Source organism: Pseudomonas fluorescens (genome assembly GCF_012974785.1).
GTDB lineage: Bacteria > Pseudomonadota > Gammaproteobacteria > Pseudomonadales > Pseudomonadaceae > Aquipseudomonas > Aquipseudomonas fluorescens_BT.
In genome coordinates this window covers 1,279,559-1,302,062 of record NZ_CP027561.1, presented here as the reverse complement: position 1 = coordinate 1,302,062, position 22,504 = coordinate 1,279,559, and the positions used below count along the sequence as shown (strand labels likewise).

The following is a 22,504-nucleotide window of genomic DNA, read 5'->3' as shown; positions in this document are numbered from 1 at the left end:
GAAAATTAGAAATGACCTTCGTCGTCACCGACAACTGCATCAAGTGCAAGTACACCGACTGCGTAGAAGTCTGTCCGGTGGACTGCTTTTACGAAGGCCCGAACTTCCTGGTGATTCACCCGGATGAATGCATCGACTGCGCACTGTGCGAACCGGAATGCCCGGCCGTCGCCATTTTCTCCGAGGACGAAGTTCCGGAAGAAATGCAGGAGTTCATTCAGCTGAACGTTGAATTGGCCGAAATCTGGCCGAACATCACCGAGAAGAAAGAATCGCTGCCAGACGCCGAAGAGTGGGATGGTGTCAAAGGCAAGATCAAAGACCTCGAACGCTGATTACCCCCGCGTTCACGCAAAAGGCCTCATGAGGGCCTTTTTGCTTTTCTGCGTTTTGCTTTTCTACAGGCAAAAAAAAGGGGCGGTTTGACCCGCCCACATTTTTTCCCTATTCCCTGTGTTCCTTTTCATCGTCCTGATGAATCGCGTCCTGCGATGTCCATTCCCCTCTTCCGTGAAGGGCGTGTCTATCCGTCGACACAACCCAGATACTAAAGAGTTCCCCGGTTTGGGCAACCGGCCCGTTCCGGTAAAGTCTCGTGTCATAAGCATTTAACATTTGAAAATATTCATATAAATCAAAAACTTGATCACGTCTCCACAGCGCAATGGATGTCTTCCGCAGTGTAAAAATAACGAACACTTACGAAAGAGTAAGCCAGGGCTTACACCGCGAGACTACAAACCCGGGAAATGACGACCGATCGTCAGGTTCCAGGCCGCTCGCCAGAGCCGGCCAACAAAAAGCCCCGAACGGTCGGGGCTTTTTGTTGGCGGTCATGCAGAACGCTTACTGGAACAGCGACTCGCTCGACAGGCCGTTTTTCTCAAGGATTTCCCGCAGGCGCTTGAGGCCTTCCACCTGGATCTGTCTCACCCGTTCCCGGGTCAGGCCGATCTCCAGGCCTACATCTTCCAGCGTGCTGCTCTCGTGACCGCGCAGACCGAAGCGGCGTACCACCACCTCGCGTTGCTTGTCGGTCAGCTCCGAGAGCCATTGATCGATGCTCTGCGACAGATCGTCATCCTGCAGCAGTTCGCATGGATCGGTCGGACGGTCGTCCGTGAGGGTGTCCAGCAGGGTTTTATCCGAATCCGGACCCAGCGAGACGTCGACCGAAGAAACCCGCTCGTTCAGGCCCAGCATGCGCTTGACTTCGCCCACCGGTTTTTCCAGCAGGTTGGCGATTTCTTCGGGTGAAGGTTCGTGATCGAGTTTTTGCGTCAGCTCCCGTGCCGCCCGCAGGTACACGTTGAGTTCCTTGACCACATGAATCGGCAGCCGGATCGTCCGGGTTTGATTCATGATCGCGCGCTCGATGGTCTGACGGATCCACCAGGTCGCGTAGGTCGAGAAGCGGAAGCCGCGCTCGGGATCGAACTTTTCCACCGCCCGGATCAGCCCGAGGTTGCCCTCTTCGATCAGATCCAGCAGCGACAGCCCCCGGTTGACGTAACGCCGGGCGATCTTGACCACCAGCCGCAGGTTACTTTCAATCATGCGCTTGCGCCCGGCGGGGTCGCCACTTTGCGACAGACGCGCAAAATGAACTTCTTCCTCCGGGGAGAGCAATGGGGAAAAGCCGATTTCGTTGAGGTACAGCTGCGTGGCATCGAGTGCCCGGGTGTAGTCGATGTACTTGTGTTGTTTAAGTGAAGCGGAGTGTTTGGATTTGGCACGAACGGAAGGTGGAGCAGCCCCTTCATCATTCGACATCGAATCCGAATCGATGCCGGTCTCCATCAGGAGAACCTCATCGTCGATGTCAAACTCCGGCACTTCTTTACTGAGAGCCATTGTTATAGTCCTTTGGTGAGTTCGACCCCAAGCTCAAGCGGCGCCTTTATCCTTGGCAACGCTGGAGCCTGTCCCCTCTACGTGAAAGAACAGGCTGGTCTGCAAATCAACGTCTTGGCAGGAACTGCAGCGGATCTACAGGTTTACCTTGTCGGCGAATCTCAAAATGCAGTTTCACCCGGTCTGTACCCGTTGACCCCATTTCGGCAATTGTCTGTCCGACTTTGACCTGCTGCCCCTCCCGTACCAACAGCCGACGGTTGTGTCCGTAAGCACTGACGTAGGTTTCGCTGTGTTTGATGATGACTAATTCGCCGTAGCCCCTTAAGCCACTCCCGGCGTAAACCACAGTCCCATCAGACGCAGCTAAAACAGGCTGTCCCAAATCTCCGGCGATATCAATTCCTTTATTCAAACTACCGTTTGAAGAGAATTTACCAATCAGAATGCCATTAGATGGCCATCCCCAGCCGGTCGGGGCTGGGCCCGGTGGAGGCAATGGAGCCGGTGCCGGCTTGTTGGCGACGGACGGTACAACCGTCGTCGAAGCGGCCCCGGAACCGGTGGTTGTGGTGGTCGTCGTGCCATTCGCCTGGCGCCGGATTATCGTGGTTTTGCTCGACGAAGACGGTGCCGAACCACTGCTGCTGGCCACCGCAGTCGACGTTGAACCCGGGCGCCCATCAAAGCGAATCGTCTGACCCGGGTGGATCGTGTACGGCGTAGGAATATTGTTCCGGGCAGCGAGGGCTTTATAGTCCCAGCCGTAGCGAAACGCGATGGAAAACATCGTGTCACCCGGACGGACTACATACTGTCCGGTCGTCACTGTAGGACGCTGGGCGACCGCGTTGTTGCGATCGACGACCCGAACGTTGTTCGATTTGGTGCTGGAGCAACCGACCAGCAAGGTGCTCAAGACAAGGCCAGTCACCAGGCGCTGAAAGCTCGTGTTACCCATACGCTGCGCAATGACTGTGAGACTCACCCGCCGCTCCCTTTGTGGTGGCTGAAAAATGTGGAATGCCGATTTCGGCCTGTAACGTCGCAAGTATAACGGGCGAATGCGGCTTTACCTTTAATGAAGCGTTATCGCTCGGCGCACACGTTTGCTCATGGACGATGAATTCTGTTTAAACAATCGGTGCCGGTGTAAGACAGGTGCACTCGCAAGGAATTCAGCGCCGAAAAACAAATGCTCAGGCCAGAGGCCCGTTGAGCAATGGCACAAAACGCACCGCCCCGAGGACGTGTCGGGAAAAGCCGTTTTCTTCGCGCACGATCAACATCAATTGCTGAACTTCGCCCGAGCCGACCGGGATGACCATCCGCCCGCCCGGTGCCAGTTGATCGAGCAGCGCCTGCGGCACATCGGTCGCCACTGCGGTGACGATGATGCCGTTGTACGGCGCCAGCGCCGGCCAGCCTTCCCAGCCATCACCCCAGCGGAACACCACGTTACGCAGGTTGAGCTCGACCAGTCGTTCCTTGGCCCGGTCCTGCAGCACCTTGATGCGCTCCACCGAGAACACCCGCTCGACCAGTTGCGACAACACAGCGGTCTGGTAACCGGAACCGGTGCCGATCTCCAGCACCTTGTCCAGCGGCCCCGCCTCGAGCAGCAGCTCGCTCATGCGCGCGACCATATAAGGCTGGGAGATGGTCTGGTTGTGGCCGATCGGCAGCGCGGTGTCTTCATAAGCACGGTGCGCCAGCGCTTCGTCGACGAAGAGATGACGCGGCGTGCGGCGGATCACTTCCAGCACGTTCGCGTTGGACAAGCCTTCTTCATACAGTCGCTGAATCAGGCGTTCACGGGTGCGCTGGGAGGTCATCCCGATACCACTGCGCAACCGGTCGTCGTGTTCACGAGCCATCAGTTGAGCCCCTCCAGCCAGCCGTCGAGACTTCTGAAAGCATCATTGAAGGTGCGATCGAGCTGCAACGGAGTGATGGAAACGTAGCCCTGCATCACCGCGTGGAAATCGGTGCCCGGCCCGCCGTCCTCTGCATCGCCGGCGGCGGCGATCCAGTAACCGGCCTTGCCACGGGGATCGACCACTTTCATCGGCGCTGCCGCACGGGCGCGATGCCCCAGGCGCGTCAACTGAATGCCACGAATGTGATCGATCGGCAGGTTGGGAATGTTCACGTTCAATACCGTACGCGGTGGCAGATCGAGCCCGGCGTGGGCCTCGATCAGTTTGTGCGCAAAGTGGGCGGCCGTGGGCAGATTGTCCACCTGCCGGGAAACCAGCGAGAAGGCAAACGACGGTCGCTCGAGAAAACGGCCCTCGAGGGCTGCCGCCACCGTTCCGGAATACAGCACGTCGTCGCCCAGGTTGGCGCCGAGGTTGATGCCCGAGACCACCATGTCCGGCTGGCGCTCCAGCAGGCCGTTGAGTCCCAGATGTATGCAGTCGGTCGGCGTACCGTTTAGGCTGATGAAGCCATTGGCCAGGTATTGCGGGTGCAGCGGACGATCCAGCGTCAGCGAACTGCTGGCGCCGCTCTTGTCCTGCTCCGGGGCGATAACCACGCATTCGGTGTAATCCGCCAGCGCAGCATAAAGCGCGGCGAGACCGGGTGCGGTTACCCCATCGTCGTTTGAAATCAGAATACGCATGGGCTGTCCGTCTGCCCCACCGGCACCAGATCAACGAGTTCGCGCACCAATACGGTGGCGAAGCATCCGGCCGGGAGGACGAATTCCAGTTGCAGAATGTCAGGCTCGGGATAATGCCACGTCAACCCGCCAATGGGCAGCCGCAGGATACGACGTTCGTGGCTCATACCGGCATTAATCAACCAATCGCGCAGATCCGCCTCGCGTGCGGCAATTGCCTGCTCCAGATCATGGACAGCGCCGGCGGCCGGTGAGTCACCTTCGCCCCACTGCGGGCCGGTCGGATGCAGGTCGAGAATCGCCAGGCGCGGGTCGCTGCATTCGGCAACACCCGCCGGGAAAAAGCTGCGGCTGTCGGTGAACGCCAGCAGATCGCCGACCTGGGCGCGCTGCCAGGTGCCATCGGCAACACGCGCCGCCAGCACCTGGTTGAACAGAAAACTGCGGGCGGTCGACAGCAGGCGCGAACGCACATTGCGCTGCTCCGGCAAAGCCTTGCGCGCTGCCCATGAACGAGCGTCGACCACATTGCCGCCGTCATGGCCGAAACGCTGGGCGCCGAAGTAGTTCGGGATACCTTGTTTGGCAATCTGTTGCAGGCGCTCGTCAATGGCGGCCTTGTCGCCATTGAACTGGGTCAGGCGCAAGGTGAAACCGTTGGCCGAATGCGCGCCGCGTTGCAGCTTGCGTTTGTGGCGGGTGGTTTTGAGGATCTTCAGCGTGTCGTTTTCCGCCGCCGACAGATCCGGGTCGGCCTTGCCCGGCAATTGCACGCTGAACCACTGGCGCGTCAGCGCCTGACGGTCTTTCAGGCCGGCATAGCTGACCGTGCGCAGCGGCACACCGGCGGCCTTGGCAATGCGTCGAGCCGCTTCCTCGGTGTTCAGACCGCGCTTTTCCACCCAGATCCACAGGTGCTCGCCGTCACCGCTGAACGGAATGTCGAGGACTTCATCGACCTGGAAATCTTCGGCGATGGCTTTCAGTACCGCGGTGCCAAGGGCGTCGCCATAGGCCCGCGGGCCCAGCAGTTGCAGTTCGTTCATGCGCGCAACAACAAGGCAACGGAATGCACGGCGATGCCTTCTTCGCGACCGACGAAGCCAAGCTTCTCGGTGGTGGTGGCTTTTACGTTCACTAGATCCAGTTCTACTTGCAGATCCGCGGCAATCAGCGCGCGCATCGATTCGATATGGGGGGCCATTTTCGGGGCCTGGGCAACGATGGTGTTGTCGACGTTGCCGACCTTCCAGCCTTTGGCGTGGATCAGACTGACCACATGACGCAACAGCACACGGCTGTCGGCGCCCTTGAATTGCGGGTCGGTGTCCGGGAAGTGTTTGCCAATGTCACCTAACGCAGCCGCGCCGAGCAAGGCATCGCTCAAGGCGTGCAGCAGGACGTCACCGTCGGAGTGGGCGAGCAGCCCGAAGCCGTGTGCGATTCGCACGCCGCCCAGAGTAATGAAATCGCCTTCAGCGAAACGGTGCACATCATAGCCGTGGCCAATACGCATAAAAAAACGCCCCGATTTTTGTCAGGGCGTGATTCTACCTGCATTAGCCCTTGAGGGCGCGCGCGTGATGCTGCAAGTGGTCGTCAATGAAGCTCGCAATGAAGAAATAGCTGTGGTCATAACCCGGTTGCAGGCGCAACGTCAGCGGATGCCCCGCCTGTTTTGCCGCTTGTTGCAGCGCTTCCGGTTTGAGCTGGGTGGCGAGGAAGTCGTCGCGATCACCCTGATCGGCCAGCAGTGGCAGTTTCTCGTCCGCCTCGGCAATCAGTGCACAGGCATCCCACTCGCGCCACTTCGAACGGTCTTCGCCCAGATAGCGGGAGAACGCCTTTTGCCCCCACGGGCAATCCATAGGGTTGTTGATCGGCGAAAACGCCGACACCGACTGGTAACGCCCCGGATTGCGCAATGCACAAACCAATGCGCCGTGACCGCCCATGGAATGGCCGCTGATGCTGCGTTTGTCCGAGGCCGGGAAATGCGCTTCAACCAGTGAAGGCAATTCCTGCACGACGTAGTCATGCATCCGATAGTGCCGCGACCACGGCTCCTGCGTGGCATTCAGATAGAACCCGGCGCCCAGACCGAAATCCCACGCGCCATCCGGATCCCCCGGAACGTCGGAGCCACGAGGGCTGGTGTCCGGTGCCACAATGATCAACCCCAGCTCGGCCGCCATGCGCATGGCACCGGCCTTCTGCATGAAGTTTTCGTCCGTGCAGGTCAGGCCCGACAGCCAGTACAGCACCGGCAGTTTGCCGCCCTGCTCTGCCTGCGGCGGCAGATACACGGCGAACACCATGTCGCAGCCCAGCACATCGGAGCGATGGCGATAGCGCTTGTGCCAGCCACCGAAACTCTTCTGACAGGAGATGTTTTCCAGACTCATGTAGGACTCCTACGCAGCCACGGCTGCGCATTGCAGCCGTGGCATCGCGATTGATCAGAAATGAATGACGGTGCGGATGCTCTTGCCTTCGTGCATCAGGTCGAAGGCCTTGTTGATGTCTTCCAGCCCCATGGTGTGGGTGATGAAAGTGTCCAGCGGGATCTCGCCGCTTTGCGCCATGTCGACGTAGCTTGGCAATTCGGTACGGCCACGCACGCCGCCGAATGCCGAACCGCGCCAGACGCGACCGGTCACCAGCTGGAACGGACGGGTGGCGATTTCCTGGCCGGCACCGGCAACGCCGATGATCACCGACTCGCCCCAACCTTTATGGCAGCACTCGAGGGCTGCGCGCATCAGTTGCACGTTGCCGATGCATTCGAAGGAGAAGTCGACGCCGCCGTCGGTCATGTCGACGATCACTTCCTGGATAGGACGATCGAAGTCTTTCGGGTTCACGCAGTCGGTGGCACCCAGTTGTTTGGCGATTTCGAATTTGGCCGGGTTGATGTCGATGGCGACGATGCGCGAGGCCTTGGCCTTCACTGCACCAATCACGGCCGACAGACCGATGCCGCCGAGACCGAAGATCGCCACGGTGTCACCCGGTTTGACCTTGGCGGTGTTGATCACCGCACCGATACCGGTGGTCACGCCGCAACCGAGCAGGCAGACCTTTTCCAGCGGGGCATCCTTGGAGATCTTGGCCACGGAGATTTCCGGCAGCACGGTGTACTCGGAGAACGTCGAAGTACCCATGTAGTGGAAAATCGTTTGGCCCTTGTAGGAAAAGCGCGAAGTGCCGTCCGGCATCAGGCCCTTGCCCTGAGTGGCGCGAATCGCCTGACACAGGTTGGTCTTGCCCGACTTGCAGAATTTGCACTGGCCGCATTCCGGGGTGTACAGCGGAATCACGTGGTCGCCGACGGCCACGGAAGTCACGCCTTCGCCGATCGCTTCAACGATTGCGCCGCCTTCATGGCCGAGGATCGACGGGAAAATACCTTCCGGGTCAGCGCCCGACAGGGTGTAGGCGTCAGTGTGGCAAACCCCGGAAGCCACCACGCGCAACAACACTTCACCGGCCTTGGGCATGGCGACATCGACTTCTACGATTTCCAGCGGCTTCTTGGCCTCGAAGGCAACGGCGGCGCGCGACTTGATCATGCTGACTCTCCAGTGAATCCATTGAATAAAAACCAGACAGGGAGTGTAGTCCAGCGCTGCTTGATGAATAATCCGGACAAAAGCAAAACATTATTGCCATACAGGGATAATCCCCATGTCCGAAAACCGCTGGGAAGGCATCGACGAGTTCGTCGCCGTAGCCGAATGCAGCCAGTTCACCGCCGCTGCCGAACGCCTGGGCGTTTCTTCCTCGCACATCAGTCGACAAATCGTACGGCTGGAAGAGCGTTTGCAGACGCGGCTGCTGTATCGCAGCACCCGGCGCGTCACCCTGACCGAAGCTGGCCAGACGTTTTTGCAACATTGCCAGCGCCTGCAGGATGGTCGCGAAGAGGCGCTGCGTGCAGTCGGTGATTTGACCAGCGAACCCAAAGGCATGCTGCGCATGACCTGCGCCGTGGCTTATGGCGAGCGCTTCATCGTGCCGCTGGTGACCCGGTTCATGGGGTATTACCCGCAACTGCGCATTGATATCGAACTGACCAACCGCCAACTCGACCTGGTGCACGAAGGCCTGGACCTGGCGATCCGCCTCGGGCGCCTTCAGGATTCCCGCCTGGTAGCAACTCGACTGGCCCCACGGCGCATGTACCTCTGCGCATCGCCGTCCTACCTCGAACGGTATGGTCGGCCACACAGCTTGTCGGAACTGAGTCGACACAATTGCCTGATCGGCAGCTCGGACATCTGGCAACTTGAACAGAACGGGCGGGAATTTTCCCAGCGGGTGCAGGGAAACTGGCGCTGCAACAGTGGGCAAGCGGTGCTGGATGCGGCGCTACAAGGTGTCGGACTGTGTCAATTGCCGGACTATTACGTGCTGGAACATCTGCACAGCGGCGCGTTGATCTCTTTGCTGGAAGCGCATCAACCGCCGAATACGGCGGTGTGGGCGCTGTATCCGCAGCAGCGGCACTTGTCGCCGAAGGTGCGCAAACTGGTGGATTTTCTCAAGGAAGGTTTGGCCGAGCGGCCGGAGTACCGGATTTAACGACGGTTGGCCCAGCGCTGGCGCAACCATTCCAAGTCTTCCGGACGGGTGACTTTCAGGTTATCCGCACGGCCCTCGATCAGACGCGGCGCCATGCCGGCCCACTCCATCGCCGAGGCTTCATCGGTGATCAGCGCATCGGCCACCAGACTGTCCGCCAGTGCCCGGTGCAAGGCACCCAGGCGAAACATCTGCGGCGTGTAGGCCTGCCAGATCACGCTGCGATCCACGGTTTCCACCACACGACCGTGCTTGTCGACCCGTTTCAGGGTGTCCTTCGCCGGCACAGCCAGCAAACCACCGACCGGATCGTTCGCCAGCTCAGCGAGCAATTTGTCGAGATCGTCACGGCTCAGGTTCGGCCGCGCCGCATCGTGCACCAACACCCAGTCCTCGTCATCAGCACCTTGCGCGTGCAAATGCAGCAAGGCGTTGAGCACGGAGCCGGAACGTTCGGCACCACCGTCGACCCGTTGAATTCGCGGATCGCTGGCGCTGGCCAAGTTCGGCCAATAAGGATCATCAACGGCAAGACTGACCACCAGGCCCTTGAGGCTCGGGTGATCGAGGAAACAGCCGAGGCTGTGTTCAAGAATGGTGCGCCCGCCCAGTTGCAGGTATTGCTTGGGACGGTCCGCGGCCATACGGGCACCGACGCCCGCGGCAGGAATCACGGCCCAGAAGGCCGGCAGAGAATCGATCATTGGGCCAACTGGTAAAGGGTTTCGCCGTCCTTGACCATGCCCAGTTCGTGACGAGCCCGTTCTTCAACGGTCTCCATACCTTTCTTCAACTCGCTGACTTCAGCGTCCATCACCCGATTGCGCTCCAGCAAGGCTTCGTTCTCGGCGTGTTGATCAGCAATCTGCTGATTCAGTTCGGCGACTTGCGCCAGACTGCCATTGCCCACCCACAGGCGGTACTGCAGACCGGCCAGCAGCAAGAGCAAGACGAGAAACAACCAGTAAGGACTGCGCATCGAATATCAGGTATCCAGTGAAAAAAGACAGCCACGCAAAAAACTTTGAAGCATCTGATAGCACGAAGCCTGGAATATCCAGGCTTGTGCATATAAGGCATCAGATTAGTGGCAAATCCATCGCTGTCACGACTTTTCCGACACAATCCGGTGTCTTTTTAACATGTGTGCCTTGCTTCACCAATACGCTTCACTTTTGGCGAGTGACTGTTGCCGTCAAGCAAGGCGCCGCGACGAGTCATAGCGCGCTATGGCGAGGAGCGGCAACGCTGCGTGACGGCAACAGGCGCCGCCAAAATGAAGCAGTATTGGTGAGGCAGGGCACTTAATCAGCCGCGGAACTCGGAGCGACCGTTGTACTTGGCCTTGCCATTCAACTGCTCTTCGATACGCAGCAGTTGGTTGTACTTGGAAACGCGGTCGGAACGGCACAGCGAACCGGTCTTGATCTGGCCAGCCGAAGTGCCCACAGCCAGGTCGGCAATGGTCGAATCTTCGGTTTCGCCCGAACGGTGCGAGATCACGGCGGTGTAACCGGCAGCCTTGGCCATCTGGATGGCTTCCAGGGTTTCGGTCAGGGTGCCGATCTGGTTGAACTTGATCAGGATCGAGTTGGCGATCTTTTTATCGATGCCTTCTTTCAGGATCTTGGTGTTGGTCACGAACAGATCGTCGCCGACCAGTTGGGTCTTCTCGCCGATCTTGTCGGTAAGGATCTTCCAGCCAGCCCAGTCGGACTCGTCCAGACCGTCTTCGATCGAGATGATCGGGTAACGCTCGGTCAGACCTTTGAGGTAGTCGGCGAAACCTTCAGCGGTGAACACCTGGCCTTCGCCGGACAGGTTGTACTTGCCGTCTTCGAAGAATTCGCTGGCTGCGCAGTCCAGAGCCAGGGTCACGTCGGTGCCCAGCTTGTAGCCGGCGTTGGCGACAGCTTCGGAGATCACTTTCAGCGCGTCTTCATTGGAAGCCAGGTTCGGCGCGAAACCGCCTTCGTCACCCACAGCAGTGCTCAGGCCACGGGCCTTCAGAACGGCTTTCAGGTGATGGAAAATCTCGGTGCCCATGCGCAGACCTTCCGAGAAAGACTTGGCGCCAACCGGCTGAACCATGAATTCCTGGATGTCGACGTTGTTGTCGGCGTGTTCGCCGCCGTTGATGATGTTCATCATCGGAACCGGCATCGAGTACACACCCGGGGTGCCGTTCAGGTTGGCGATGTGTGCGTACAGCGGCAGGTCCTGATCCTGTGCAGCCGCCTTGGCCGCAGCCAGGGACACGGCGAGGATGGCGTTGGCGCCCAGGGTCGCTTTGTTTTCGGTACCGTCGAGCTTGATCATCGCGTGATCCAGGGCTTTCTGGTCGCTTGGGTCGGTGCCCAGCAGCAGATCGCGGATCGGACCGTTGATGTTGGCTACCGCCTTGAGCACGCCCTTGCCCAGGTAACGGCTCTTGTCGCCATCACGCAGCTCGAGCGCTTCACGCGAGCCAGTGGATGCACCGGACGGCGCGCAAGCGCTGCCGATGATGCCGTTGTCGAGAAGCACGTCCGCTTCCACGGTGGGATTGCCACGGGAGTCGAGAACTTCACGACCTTTGATGTCGACGATTTTTGCCATTGTTGTAAACACTCCAAAGTTGACGAAAACGACGCAGCTAGAGGAAATCTTTTGACCGTCGGCAAGTGGTGTGCAGCGGGCAGCTTGCAGACGACAACGCTCATACCCGAGGGCATGAGCGACAAATCGTGCGGTACTTTACCGGAGAATTGAGGTTTACGCGGTTTCTACCGTCGGAAAACTCTTCACCAGTTCGTCCAGGGCTTTGAGCTGGGCCAGGAATGGCTCCAGTTTGTCCAGACGCAAGGCGCAAGGGCCGTCGCATTTGGCGTTGTCCGGGTCCGGGTGCGCTTCGAGGAACAGACCCGCCAGCGACTGGCTCATGCCAGCCTTGGCCAGGTCGGTGACCTGGGCGCGGCGACCGCCGGCGGAGTCGGAACGACCGCCAGGCATTTGCAGCGAATGGGTCACGTCGAAGAATACCGGGTACTCGAACTGCTTCATGATGCCGAAGCCGAGCATGTCGACCACGAGGTTGTTGTAACCGAAGCTCGAACCGCGCTCGCAGAGGATCAACTGATCGTTACCCGCTTCCACGCACTTGTTCAGGATGTGTTTCATTTCCTGAGGCGCGAGGAACTGGGCTTTCTTGATGTTGATGACGGCATTGGTCTTGGCCATCGCGACGACCAGATCGGTCTGGCGCGACAGGAAGGCCGGCAGCTGGATGATGTCGCAGACCTCGGCGACGACCGCGGCCTGGTCAGGCTCGTGGACGTCGGTGATGATCGGCACGCCGAAGGCTTGTTTGATGTCCTGGAAGATGCGCATGCCCTCTTCCAGGCCAGGACCGCGATAGGAGGTCACAGAAGAACGGTTGGCCTTGTCGAAGCTGGCCTTGAACACATAAGGGATACCGAGTTTTTCGGTGACCTTCACATACTCTTCGCAAACCTGCATGGCCATGTCACGGCTTTCCAGCACGTTCATGCCGCCGAACAGCACCATGGGTTTGTCGTTGGCAATCTCGATGTCGCCGACGCGGATGATCTTCTGTGCCATCGGGTTACGCCTTCTTCTGGTGTTGAGCCAACGCTGCTTTCACGAAACCGCTGAACAGCGGGTGACCGTCACGCGGAGTCGAGGTGAATTCCGGGTGGAACTGGCAAGCGACGAACCATGGATGATCCGGTGCTTCGACCACTTCAACCAGCGCTGCATCGGAAGAGCGACCGGAGATTTTCAGGCCGGCCTCGATGATCTGCGGCAGCAGGTTGTTGTTCACTTCGTAACGGTGACGGTGACGCTCGACAATCACATCCTTGCCGTAGCAGTCGTGCACCTTGGAGCCGGGTTCGAGCAGGCATTCCTGAGCGCCGAGGCGCATGGTGCCGCCCAGGTCGGACGCTTCGGTACGCACTTCAACAGCACCGGTGGCGTCTTCCCACTCGGTGATCAGACCGACAACCGGATGGCCGCTGGCGCGATCAAACTCGGTGGAGTTTGCGTCTTTCCAGCCCAGCACGTTACGGGCGAACTCGATGACCGCCACTTGCATGCCCAGGCAGATCCCCAGGTACGGAACCTTGTTTTCGCGAGCGTATTGAACGGCAGTGATCTTGCCTTCCACGCCACGCAGACCGAAGCCGCCCGGTACGAGGATCGCGTCGACGCCTTCCAGCAGCGCAGTGCCCTGGTTCTCGATGTCTTCGGAATCGATGTAGCGCAGGTTGACCTTGGTACGGTTGGTGATGCCGGCGTGACTCATCGCTTCGATCAGCGACTTGTAGGCGTCCAGCAGTTCCATGTACTTGCCGACCATCGCGATGGTGACTTCGTGCTCCGGGTTCAGCTTGGCATCGACGACCTTTTCCCACTCGGACAGGTCGGCGCCATTGCATTGCAGGCCGAAACGCTCGACGACGAAATCGTCCAGACCCTGAGCGTGCAGCACGGCCGGGATCTTGTAGATGGTGTCGACGTCTTCCAGGGAGATCACCGCACGCTCTTCAACGTTGGTGAACAGCGCGATCTTGCGGCGCGACGACACATCCACCGGATGGTCGGAGCGGCAGATCAGCACGTCTGGCTGCAGACCGATCGAACGCAGTTCCTTCACGGAGTGCTGGGTCGGCTTGGTTTTGGTTTCGCCCGCGGTGGCGATGTACGGCACCAGAGTCAGGTGCATCAGCATCGCGCGCTTGGAACCGACTTCCACACGCAACTGGCGGATGGCTTCGAGGAACGGTTGCGATTCGATGTCGCCAACGGTACCGCCGATTTCCACCAGGGCCACGTCGGCATCGCCGGCACCCTTGATGATGCGACGCTTGATTTCGTCGGTGATGTGCGGAATCACCTGGATGGTTGCACCCAGGTAGTCACCACGGCGCTCTTTGCGCAGCACGTGCTCGTAGACACGGCCGGTGGTGAAGTTGTTGTTCTGGGTCATGGTCGTGCGGATGAACCGCTCGTAGTGGCCCAGGTCCAGGTCGGTCTCGGCGCCGTCGTGGGTGACGAACACTTCACCGTGCTGGAACGGGCTCATGGTGCCCGGGTCGACGTTGATGTACGGATCCAGCTTCAGCATGGTGACCTTAAGCCCCCGCGCCTCCAGGATGGCCGCCAATGAAGCCGATGCAATGCCTTTCCCCAAAGAAGAAACAACACCGCCCGTGACGAATATGTAGCGCGTCATGAAAAACCCTAGAAGTCTGCGTTAAAGCGGTCCGAGCCGCCGGGGAAAGCGAAGGAAGGCCGAAGCCCCCGATCACCTGCATTAATCACAGTGCACCTTTCAAAAAAACCGCCGCGTTGGGACAGACCGGAAGTGAAAACACCGGTACGTTGCTCGCTACACATTTTTTGGAATCGCCCAGCAAAGACTGCTTGGTAATCGGCAACTCCTGCAATTCAGGCGAATCCACAGAAGTTGTATCAAGAAGGGAGCGTAGTCTACCGGAATGCCCCCTTCATCTCAAACCTTGATCTTCGTCCGAAGGCTGCCAATGCAATCGCCAGCCTTCCAGCGCATTGCCGTCGAGCCCCGGCAGGTTCGCCACGGCGAGCAATTCTTCACCGCGAAACAGCAGCGGCAATCTGCCACGCACGAAGGCCGGCACCGCGCGCTCATTGAGCAGACGCTTGAGATCGCGATGTCCGCGATCCGTCAGATGCATCACTTCACCGCCCTGACGATAGCGGATCTGCAGTGCTCCTGCGGGAGTCTGACCGGTGAACATGACACGCCCGTTATCGGGCAAGCGTAGCGCCAGCGACGGCGCCTGCCAGTCGCCGCAGACCGCCGGCGTACGCAGCCAATGGCCGCTGAGCCACCACAGGCGACCGGCGCTGCGGTGCAACTCGCCATCAGCCAGACGCCAGACCGCCGAAGCATCGTTGCCGGCATCGCGCAGGTCCACCCAACCCGACCAATGGTCGGTGTCCGGCAGTCGCGTATGCGGTTCGAGCCAGTGACTGAGTGCATTTCGCTGGCGCGCAGCCGACAGTCCCGCCATGGCTGCAAGCTCCAGGGATGGCACTCCCAGCCATGCAAACTCGCTGGATGTCATCGCTGACTTCAGATCGATCTGCGCCAACTCATCAAGCAAGCCCTGCGCCTCGCGCAGATGTGCCGCACTGCGGGCCATGCTGGCGTGTGCCTGCGGCCAGCGACCGGTCAGCAGCGGCATGACCTGATGACGCAGGTAGTTGCGCGAGAACTGTCGATCCTGATTCGACGGGTCGTCTACCCAGTGCAGCTGATGTTCCTGCGCATAGGCTTCAAGTTCAGCACGCGTGACGTCGAGCAAGGGCCGAACCAGACTGCCCTGCCCCAGCGCACGCCGGGCTGGCATGCCGGAGAGACCCCGAACCCCGGCACCACGCAGCAGACGGAACAGCAGCGTTTCGGCTTGATCGTCGCGGTGCTGGCCAGTCAGCAACACATCATTGACCCGGGTTGCTGCACTGAACACCGCGTAACGCGCATCCCGCGCCGCGCGCTCCAGGCTGGCACCCTTTGGCACGGTGACGTGAACAACCGTCAATGGCACGCCCACGCCGTCACAGACAGACTGACAATGCTCCGGCCACGCATCCGCCACAGCCTGAAGGCCGTGATGGACATGGATGGCGCTTAGCAACGGAAGGGATTCGGTTTTGGCCAGAGTTGCCAGAAGGTGCAGCAGGACGGTGGAATCGAGGCCACCCGAGAAAGCGATACGCCAATGAGCCGCATCGAGCCAGGGCTTGAGACTGCCCAAAAGCCTGGAAGGTAAATCAATCGAGGGCTGACCCATTTTTCTACCTTTTCACAAACCAAAAGCGGGAGCGGGCTTGCTCGCGAAAGCGGTGAAACAGCCAACACAGTCGTTGAATGTTACATCGCATTCGCGGGCAAGCCCGCTCCCACAGTGTTTTGCGTTGTCAGCCAAAACGGCGTTCGATCAGAGGCCGTAGCTCATCAGACGATCATAACGACGCTTGAGCAGCGCTTCGTTGTCGAACTTCTTCAGCATCGCCAGTTGCGAGCTCAGCTCGGCGCGGATCGATGCTGCGGCAGCGGCCGGATCACGGTGGGCGCCGCCCAGAGGCTCGCTGATCACCTTGTCGACGATGCCCAGGCCTTTCAGACGCTCGGCGGTGATGCCCATCGCTTCAGCGGCATCCGGCGCCTTTTCTGCGGTTTTCCACAGAATCGAAGCGCAGCCTTCCGGCGAGATCACCGCGTAGGTCGAGTACTGCAGCATGTTCAGCTGGTCGCACACACCGATCGCCAGTGCACCGCCGGAACCACCTTCACCAATCACGGTGGCGATGATCGGGGTTTTCAGGCGGGCCATGACGCGCAGGTTCCAGGCAATCGCTTCGCTCTGGTTGCGCTCTTCAGCATCGATGCCAGGGTAGGCGCCCGGGGTGTCGATGAAGGTCAGGATCGGCATCTTGAAACGCTCGGCCATTTCCATCAGGCGGCACGCCTTGCGGTAGCCTTCCGGACGCGGCATGCCGAAGTTGCGGCGTACCTTTTCACGCACTTCACGGCCCTTCTGGTGACCGATCACCATCACTGGCTGGTCTTCCAGACGTGCCACGCCGCCTACAATGGCCGCGTCGTCGGAGAAGTGACGATCACCGTGCAGCTCGTCGAACTCGGTGAAGATGTGCTCGATGTAGTCCAGGGTGTAGGGACGTTTCGGGTGACGTGCCAGACGTGCGATCTGCCAGCTGGTCAGCTTGCCGAAGATGTCTTCGGTGAGCGTCTTGCTCTTGTCCTGCAGGCGGGAGATCTCATCGCCGATATTCAGCGAATTGTCATTACCGACCAAGCGCAACTCTTCGATCTTGGCTTGCAGGTCGGCGATCGGCTGTTCGAAATCCAGGAAATTCGGGTTCATAGGCGTCCGTCTTGGGTCGTGTCCCAATTGAGCTTGGGCCGGCCGGTTGTCTATTCGCGCCCTACCTTAAGGGAGAGGCGCGCTGAGGTCGAGATTAAAAATTCAGGTTGTGGGCAGGCGGCGTGTTCTCACCTGCCGGTCAACGGTATTGGAGGAAGACGTTGTCTCGCCCGAACTGGTCACGCAGGGCTTGAATCAAGGCATCCGCCGGGTCGATCCGCCAGGTCTCGCCAAACTGCAGCAAGGTCTTCGCATCAGGGCTGGTGTACTCCATGGTAATCGGGCACGCCCCGCGGTGACGCTTGAGCAAATCCCCCAACCAGCGTAGCTGATCGCCTTTCAGATCCTGGGTCTGCAACTTCAGGCGCAGGCTCTCGGCCAGGTTGGTGCGCGCATCTTCCATGCTCATCACCCGTTTGACCCGCAGGCGCAGGCCGCCGGAGAAGTCGTCGTTGCTGACCTCGCCTTCGACCACCACCATCGCATCGGTCTGCAACAGCGATTGCGCAGAATGGAACGCATCGGCAAACAGCGACGCCTCGATCCGCCCGGAGCGGTCGTCGAGGGTGATGAAGCCCATCTTGTCGCCCTTTTTGTTCTTCATCACCCGCAGGGCAATGATCATCCCCGCCACGGTCTGGGTGTCCCGGGCCGGTTTCAGATCGATGATGCGCTGGCGGGCGAAACGGCGGATTTCACCTTCGTATTCATCGATCGGGTGACCGGTCAGGTACAGGCCCAAGGTGTCTTTTTCACCTTTGAGCCGCTCCTTGAGGGTCAGCTCTTTCGCCTTGCGGTGGATCGCGTAAACGTCCGCGTCCTCTTCGACGAACAACCCGCCAAACAGGTCGGCATGGCCGCTGTCACGGGTACGGGCAGTCTGCTCGGCCGACTTGATCGCCTCTTCCATCGCCGCCAGCAACACCGCGCGGTTACGGTCGATGTTGGCCTGATACGCCTTCTGCTCGTCGTGGAAGTACGGGCCGAGGCGATCCAGCGCGCCGCTGCGGATCAGACCGTCCAGCGTGCGCTTGTTGATACGTTTGAGGTCGACCCGGGCGCAGAAGTCGAACAAGTCCTTGAACGGGCCGGCCTGACGAGCCTCGGTGATTGCTTCCACCGGGCCTTCGCCGACGCCTTTGATCGCGCCCAGGCCATACACGATGCGGCCTTCGTCGTTCACCGTGAACTTGAATTCCGACGTGTTCACGTCCGGCGCATCGAGGCGCAGCTTCATCGTGCGCACTTCCTCGATCAAGGTCACGACCTTGTCGGTGTTGTGCATATCCGCCGAAAGCACCGCAGCCATGAACGGCGCCGGGTAGTGAGCTTTCAGCCAGGCGGTCTGGTACGACACCAGACCGTAGGCGGCGGAGTGGGATTTGTTGAAGCCGTAACCGGCGAATTTTTCCACCAGGTCGAAAATGTTACCCGCCAGGTCCGCGTCGATATTGTTCGACGCACAGCCCTCAATGAAACCGCCGCGCTGCTTGGCCATTTCCTCGGGTTTTTTCTTACCCATCGCCCGACGCAGCATGTCCGCACCACCGAGGGTGTAACCGGCCATGACCTGGGCGATCTGCATCACCTGTTCCTGATACAGGATGATGCCGTAGGTCGGCGCCAGCACCGGTTGCAGGCCTTCGTACTGGTAATCCGGGTGCGGATACGCCAGTTCCGCGCGACCATGCTTGCGGTTGATGAAGTCATCCACCATGCCGGACTGCAGCGGGCCCGGACGGAACAGGGCCACCAGTGCGATCAAGTCTTCGAGGCAGTCGGGCTTGAGCTTTTTGATCAGCTCTTTCATGCCGCGGGATTCGAGCTGGAATACCGCGGTGGTTTCAGCTTTTTGCAGCAGTTGATACGTCGGCTTGTCATCCAGCGGGATGAACGCGATGTCCAGCGGCGGCTCGTTGACCTTGGCGCGGTCACGGTTGATGGTTTTCAGTGCCCAGTCGATGATCGTCAGGGTCCGCAGACCGAGGAAGTCGAACTTCACCAGACCGGCCGCCTCCACATCATCCTTGTCGAACTGGGTCACCAGACCGTCGCCGGCCTCGTCGCAATAAATCGGCGAGAAGTCGGTCAGTTTGGTCGGCGCGATCACCACACCACCGGCGTGTTTACCGACGTTACGCACCACGCCTTCGAGCTTGCGCGCCATCTCCCAGATTTCCGCCGCTTCTTCATCCACCTTGATGAAGTCGCGCAGGATTTCTTCCTGCTCGTAGGCTTTTTCCAGGGTCATGCCGACTTCGAACGGAATCATCTTCGACAGGCGATCCGCCAGGCCGAACGACTTGCCTTGGGCCCGCGCCACGTCTCGCACCACAGCCTTCGCCGCCATGGAACCGAAAGTGATGATCTGGCTCACCGCATTGCGGCCGTATTTTTCGGCCACATAATCGATTACCCGGTCGCGACCGTCCATGCAGAAGTCGACGTCGAAGTCCGGCATCGATACCCGTTCCGGGTTGAGGAAACGTTCGAACAGCAGGTCATATTCCAGCGGGTCGAGGTCGGTGATCTTCTGTACATAGGCCACCAGCGATCCGGCACCCGACCCCCGGCCAGGGCCCACCGGCACACCGTTGTTCTTGGCCCACTGGATAAAGTCCATCACGATCAGGAAGTAACCGGGGAACCCCATCTGGATGATGATATCCAGCTCGAAATTCAGCCGGTCGACGTAGACCTGTCGCTTGGCCTCGTAATCTTCAGTGGTGTCCTTGGGCAGCAGTACGCTGAGACGCTCTTCCAGACCGTCAAACGATACCTTGCGGAAATACTCGTCGATGGTCATGCCATCGGGAATCGGATAGTCCGGCAGGAAGTGTTTGCCCAGCTTCACGTCGATGTTGCAGCGCTTGGCGATCTCGACGGTGTTTTCCACCGCATCCGGCAAGTCGCTGAACAGCTCGGCCATTTCCTCGGCGCTTTTCAGGTACTGCTGATCACTGTAGTTCTTCGAACGCCGCGGGTCGTCGAGGGCCCGGCCCTCACCGATGCAGACGCGGGTTTCGTGGGCGGCGAAGTCTTCCTGCTTGATGAAGCGCACATCGTTGGTAGCGACCAGTGGCGCACCGAGCTTCTCGGCCAGGGCCACGGCACCGTGCAGTTGCTCTTCGTCGTTCGGACGGTTGGTACGCTGGATTTCCAGATAAAAACGATCCGGGAACACCGACATCCACTCGCGGGTGAGGGCCTCGGCCTCGGCGGGGTTGCCGCCGATCATGGCCATGCCGATCTCGCCTTCTTTGGCGGCGGACAGCATGATCAGGCCTTCGTTGGCCTCGGCGACCCATTCGCGCTCGATGATGACCATGCCGTTGCGCTGACCGTCGATGAAGCCACGGGAAATCAGCTCGGTGAGGTTGCGATAGCCCTGGGCATTCATGACCAGCAGACTGATCCGGCTCAACGGCCCGTCCGGATCCTTGTTCGACAGCCACAGGTCGGCGCCGCAGATCGGTTTGATTCCCGCGCCCATGGCGTTTTTATAGAACTTGACCAGCGAACACATGTTGTTCTGGTCGGTAACCGCAACGGCCGGCATGCCCATACCGGTCAGGGCCTTGACCAGCGGCTTGATCCGCACCAGCCCGTCGACCAGGGAGTATTCAGTGTGCAGGCGTAGATGAACGAATGAAGCCGGCATAGTGATCCTGTCCAGTTACATAGAAACAACAAGGCCCGGATTGTACCGGGCCCAGAATAAAACATCAGCCTCGCCGCTAAACCGGCGTGAGACCTTCCAGCGCCTCGTAAGCCTGTCGCACCGGGGCAAACGAACGGCGATGAATCGGCGTCGGCCCGAGGCGCACCAGCGCTTCCAGATGAACGGGGGTCGGGTAGCCTTTGTGGCCACCGATGCCATAACCCGGATAAATCAACTCGAACGCCGCCATCTCACGGTCGCGGCTGACCTTGGCCAGAATCGACGCCGCCGCAATGGCCGGAACCTTGCTGTCGCCCTTGACCACCGCTTCGGAACGCATCGGCAGTTTCGGGCAACGGTTGCCGTCGATCATCGCCAGTTTCGGCTGGATGTGCAGGCCGGCCACCGCACGCTGCATCGCCAGCATGGTGGCGTGCAGAATGTTCAGTTCGTCGATCTCTTCGACCTCGGCGCGGGCGATGCACCAGCTCAGCGCCTTTTCGCAGATTTCGTCGTAGAGCTTTTCCCGCCTGGCTTCGGTGAGTTTTTTCGAGTCGTTGAGACCGATAATCGGACGGTTCGGATCGAGGATGACCGCCGCCGTGACGACTGCACCGCACAACGGGCCGCGACCGACTTCATCAACGCCGGCCACCAGTTCTTCGACTTCGGCGACCAGGGTGAAATCCAGGCCCATCTGCATGCTTGTCTTGCTCATCGTTTTTGCCCGATCAGGTTCAGAACGGCGTCAGCCGCCTGATTGGAGGCGTCCAGACGCAGGGTGCGGTGGATTTCGTCGAAGCCACGAGTCTGTTCTTCACCGCCGTCGATCAGCGGCGAAAGGGTCTGGGCCAGTGCCTCGACCGTCGCATCATCCTGCAACAATTCCGGCACCAACAGTCGCTGGGCCAGCAGGTTGGGCAGAGAGACGTACGGGCTCTTGACCATGCGCTTGAGAATCCAGTACGTCAGCGGCGCAAGACGGTAGGCCACGACCATCGGGCGCTTGTACAGCAGCGCCTCAAGGGTCGCCGTACCCGACGCGATCAGGACCGCGTTGCACGCGGCCAACGCCAGGTGGGACTTGCCGTCGAGCAGGGTCACTGGCAGGTCGCGACCGGCCAGCAACGCTTCAAGCTGGGCCCGACGTTCGGGGTTGGCGCACGGCATGACAAAGCGCAGCCCCGGGCGCATGGCACGCAGGCGTTCGGCGGTATCGAGGAACAGCGCACCCAGACGACTGACTTCGCCGCCGCGGCTGCCCGGCATCAAAGCCACCAGCGGGCCGTCAGACAGCCCCAGCTCGGCACGCGCGGACGCACGATCAGCCTCCAGTGGAATGGTATCGGCCAGCGTATGACCGACGAACCGCACCGGCACGCCCTTCTCTTCGTAAAACTTTGCTTCGAACGGCAACAACGTGAGCATCAGGTCGCAGCCTTCGCGGATCTTCAGCACCCGCTTCTGCCGCCAGGCCCATACCGAAGGGCTGACGTAGTGCACGGTCTTGATCCCGGCCTGACGCAGTTTGAGTTCGATATTGAGGTTGAAATCCGGTGCATCAATGCCGATGAAGGCATCCGGTTTTTCGGCGATCAGCGTGGCGATCAGGTCCTTGCGGCGCTTGAGCAACTCGCGCAACCGCCCCAGGACTTCCACCAGCCCCATGACCGACAGACGTTCCATCGGAAAATAGGAGGTCAGGCCTTCGGCCTGCATCAGCGGACCGCCGACTCCGATGAACTCCACCGCAGGATGCTGTGCCTTGAGGGCGCGCATGAGACCGGCGCCCAGAATGTCACCGGAAGCCTCCCCCGCCACCAGCGCAATACGCAGATTGGCCAT

General features: G+C 59.9%; 20 protein-coding genes. 2 read left to right on the top strand and 18 right to left on the bottom strand.

Annotation, left to right across the window (positions count from 1 at the left end; genetic code table 11):
- Positions 1 to 11 precede the first annotated feature (11 nt).
- A complete protein-coding gene (gene fdxA, locus C6Y56_RS05720; protein WP_007908827.1) occupies positions 12 to 335 on the top strand; it encodes a ferredoxin FdxA in 324 nt (107 codons plus the stop codon).
- 511 nt (positions 336 to 846) lie between these two features.
- On the opposite strand, the gene rpoS is transcribed toward fdxA, so the two are convergent.
- The 8 genes from rpoS to C6Y56_RS05680 form a co-directional block, all read right to left on the bottom strand.
- Complete coding sequence (gene rpoS / locus C6Y56_RS05715) at positions 847 to 1,854, bottom strand: RNA polymerase sigma factor RpoS (protein ID WP_007954831.1); 1,008 nt, start codon at positions 1,852 to 1,854, stop codon at positions 847 to 849.
- Between the two features lie 106 nt (positions 1,855 to 1,960).
- On the bottom strand, positions 1,961 to 2,842 hold the full coding sequence (locus tag C6Y56_RS05710; RefSeq protein WP_169429079.1) for a peptidoglycan DD-metalloendopeptidase family protein: 882 nt from the start codon (positions 2,840 to 2,842) through the stop codon (positions 1,961 to 1,963).
- 211 nt (positions 2,843 to 3,053) lie between these two features.
- A complete protein-coding gene (locus tag C6Y56_RS05705; RefSeq protein WP_169432601.1) occupies positions 3,054 to 3,689 on the bottom strand; it encodes a protein-L-isoaspartate(D-aspartate) O-methyltransferase in 636 nt (211 codons plus the stop codon).
- A 41-nt stretch (positions 3,690 to 3,730) separates the two neighbouring features.
- Entirely contained in the window at positions 3,731 to 4,480 is a 750-nt protein-coding gene (surE, locus tag C6Y56_RS05700; RefSeq protein WP_169429078.1) for a 5'/3'-nucleotidase SurE, read from the bottom strand.
- A complete protein-coding gene (gene truD / locus C6Y56_RS05695) occupies positions 4,468 to 5,526 on the bottom strand; it encodes a tRNA pseudouridine(13) synthase TruD (RefSeq protein ID WP_134825650.1) in 1,059 nt (352 codons plus the stop codon). Before truD ends, surE begins: the two co-directional genes overlap by 13 nt.
- Positions 5,523 to 5,996: a 2-C-methyl-D-erythritol 2,4-cyclodiphosphate synthase gene (ispF, locus tag C6Y56_RS05690; RefSeq protein WP_169429077.1), complete on the bottom strand. Its 474-nt coding sequence runs from the start codon at positions 5,994 to 5,996 to the stop codon at positions 5,523 to 5,525. Before ispF ends, truD begins: the two co-directional genes overlap by 4 nt.
- Before the next feature lie 43 nt (positions 5,997 to 6,039).
- Entirely contained in the window at positions 6,040 to 6,885 is an 846-nt protein-coding gene (gene fghA / locus C6Y56_RS05685) for an S-formylglutathione hydrolase (protein ID WP_169429076.1), read from the bottom strand.
- 54 nt (positions 6,886 to 6,939) lie between these two features.
- Positions 6,940 to 8,052 carry an S-(hydroxymethyl)glutathione dehydrogenase/class III alcohol dehydrogenase gene (locus C6Y56_RS05680; RefSeq protein ID WP_169429075.1) on the bottom strand — a complete coding sequence of 371 codons (1,113 nt, stop codon included), beginning with the start codon at positions 8,050 to 8,052 and terminating at the stop codon, positions 6,940 to 6,942.
- 115 nt (positions 8,053 to 8,167) lie between these two features.
- Here C6Y56_RS05680 and C6Y56_RS05675 point away from each other — a divergent pair, with 115 nt between their 5' ends.
- Positions 8,168 to 9,064 (top strand): LysR substrate-binding domain-containing protein, encoded by an 897-nt coding sequence (locus tag C6Y56_RS05675; RefSeq protein ID WP_169429074.1) that lies wholly within the window; start codon positions 8,168 to 8,170, stop codon positions 9,062 to 9,064.
- Here C6Y56_RS05675 and ispD read toward each other — a convergent pair.
- From ispD to lpxB, 10 genes are all read right to left on the bottom strand, one after another.
- A complete protein-coding gene (ispD, locus tag C6Y56_RS05670) occupies positions 9,061 to 9,768 on the bottom strand; it encodes a 2-C-methyl-D-erythritol 4-phosphate cytidylyltransferase (protein ID WP_169429073.1) in 708 nt (235 codons plus the stop codon). The two genes, C6Y56_RS05675 and ispD, sit on opposite strands and share 4 nt — an antisense overlap.
- The gene (ftsB, locus tag C6Y56_RS05665; RefSeq protein WP_003222158.1) at positions 9,765 to 10,043 is read right to left on the bottom strand and encodes a cell division protein FtsB; all 279 of its coding nucleotides are present in this window, start codon (positions 10,041 to 10,043) and stop codon (positions 9,765 to 9,767) included. The genes ispD and ftsB overlap by 4 nt, the downstream gene beginning before the upstream one ends.
- A gap of 329 nt (positions 10,044 to 10,372) precedes the next feature.
- A complete protein-coding gene (gene eno, locus C6Y56_RS05660) occupies positions 10,373 to 11,662 on the bottom strand; it encodes a phosphopyruvate hydratase (protein ID WP_007954808.1) in 1,290 nt (429 codons plus the stop codon).
- 156 nt (positions 11,663 to 11,818) lie between these two features.
- Positions 11,819 to 12,664, bottom strand: a complete 846-nt coding sequence (kdsA, locus tag C6Y56_RS05655) for a 3-deoxy-8-phosphooctulonate synthase (RefSeq protein WP_007954807.1) — start codon at positions 12,662 to 12,664, stop codon at positions 11,819 to 11,821.
- Between the two features lie 4 nt (positions 12,665 to 12,668).
- Positions 12,669 to 14,300 carry a CTP synthase gene (locus tag C6Y56_RS05650; protein WP_085697338.1) on the bottom strand — a complete coding sequence of 544 codons (1,632 nt, stop codon included), beginning with the start codon at positions 14,298 to 14,300 and terminating at the stop codon, positions 12,669 to 12,671.
- 274 nt (positions 14,301 to 14,574) lie between these two features.
- Positions 14,575 to 15,903 carry a tRNA lysidine(34) synthetase TilS gene (gene tilS, locus C6Y56_RS05645; RefSeq protein WP_169429072.1) on the bottom strand — a complete coding sequence of 443 codons (1,329 nt, stop codon included), beginning with the start codon at positions 15,901 to 15,903 and terminating at the stop codon, positions 14,575 to 14,577.
- 147 nt (positions 15,904 to 16,050) lie between these two features.
- Positions 16,051 to 16,998, bottom strand: coding sequence for an acetyl-CoA carboxylase carboxyltransferase subunit alpha (locus C6Y56_RS05640; RefSeq protein ID WP_011332694.1), 948 nt, complete (start codon positions 16,996 to 16,998; stop codon positions 16,051 to 16,053).
- A 139-nt stretch (positions 16,999 to 17,137) separates the two neighbouring features.
- Positions 17,138 to 20,659: a DNA polymerase III subunit alpha gene (gene dnaE, locus C6Y56_RS05635; protein ID WP_169429071.1), complete on the bottom strand. Its 3,522-nt coding sequence runs from the start codon at positions 20,657 to 20,659 to the stop codon at positions 17,138 to 17,140.
- A 76-nt stretch (positions 20,660 to 20,735) separates the two neighbouring features.
- A complete protein-coding gene (rnhB, locus tag C6Y56_RS05630) occupies positions 20,736 to 21,362 on the bottom strand; it encodes a ribonuclease HII (RefSeq protein WP_249314427.1) in 627 nt (208 codons plus the stop codon).
- Positions 21,363 to 21,373: 11 nt separating this feature from the next.
- The gene (gene lpxB, locus C6Y56_RS05625) at positions 21,374 to 22,504 is read right to left on the bottom strand and encodes a lipid-A-disaccharide synthase (protein WP_169429069.1); all 1,131 of its coding nucleotides are present in this window, start codon (positions 22,502 to 22,504) and stop codon (positions 21,374 to 21,376) included.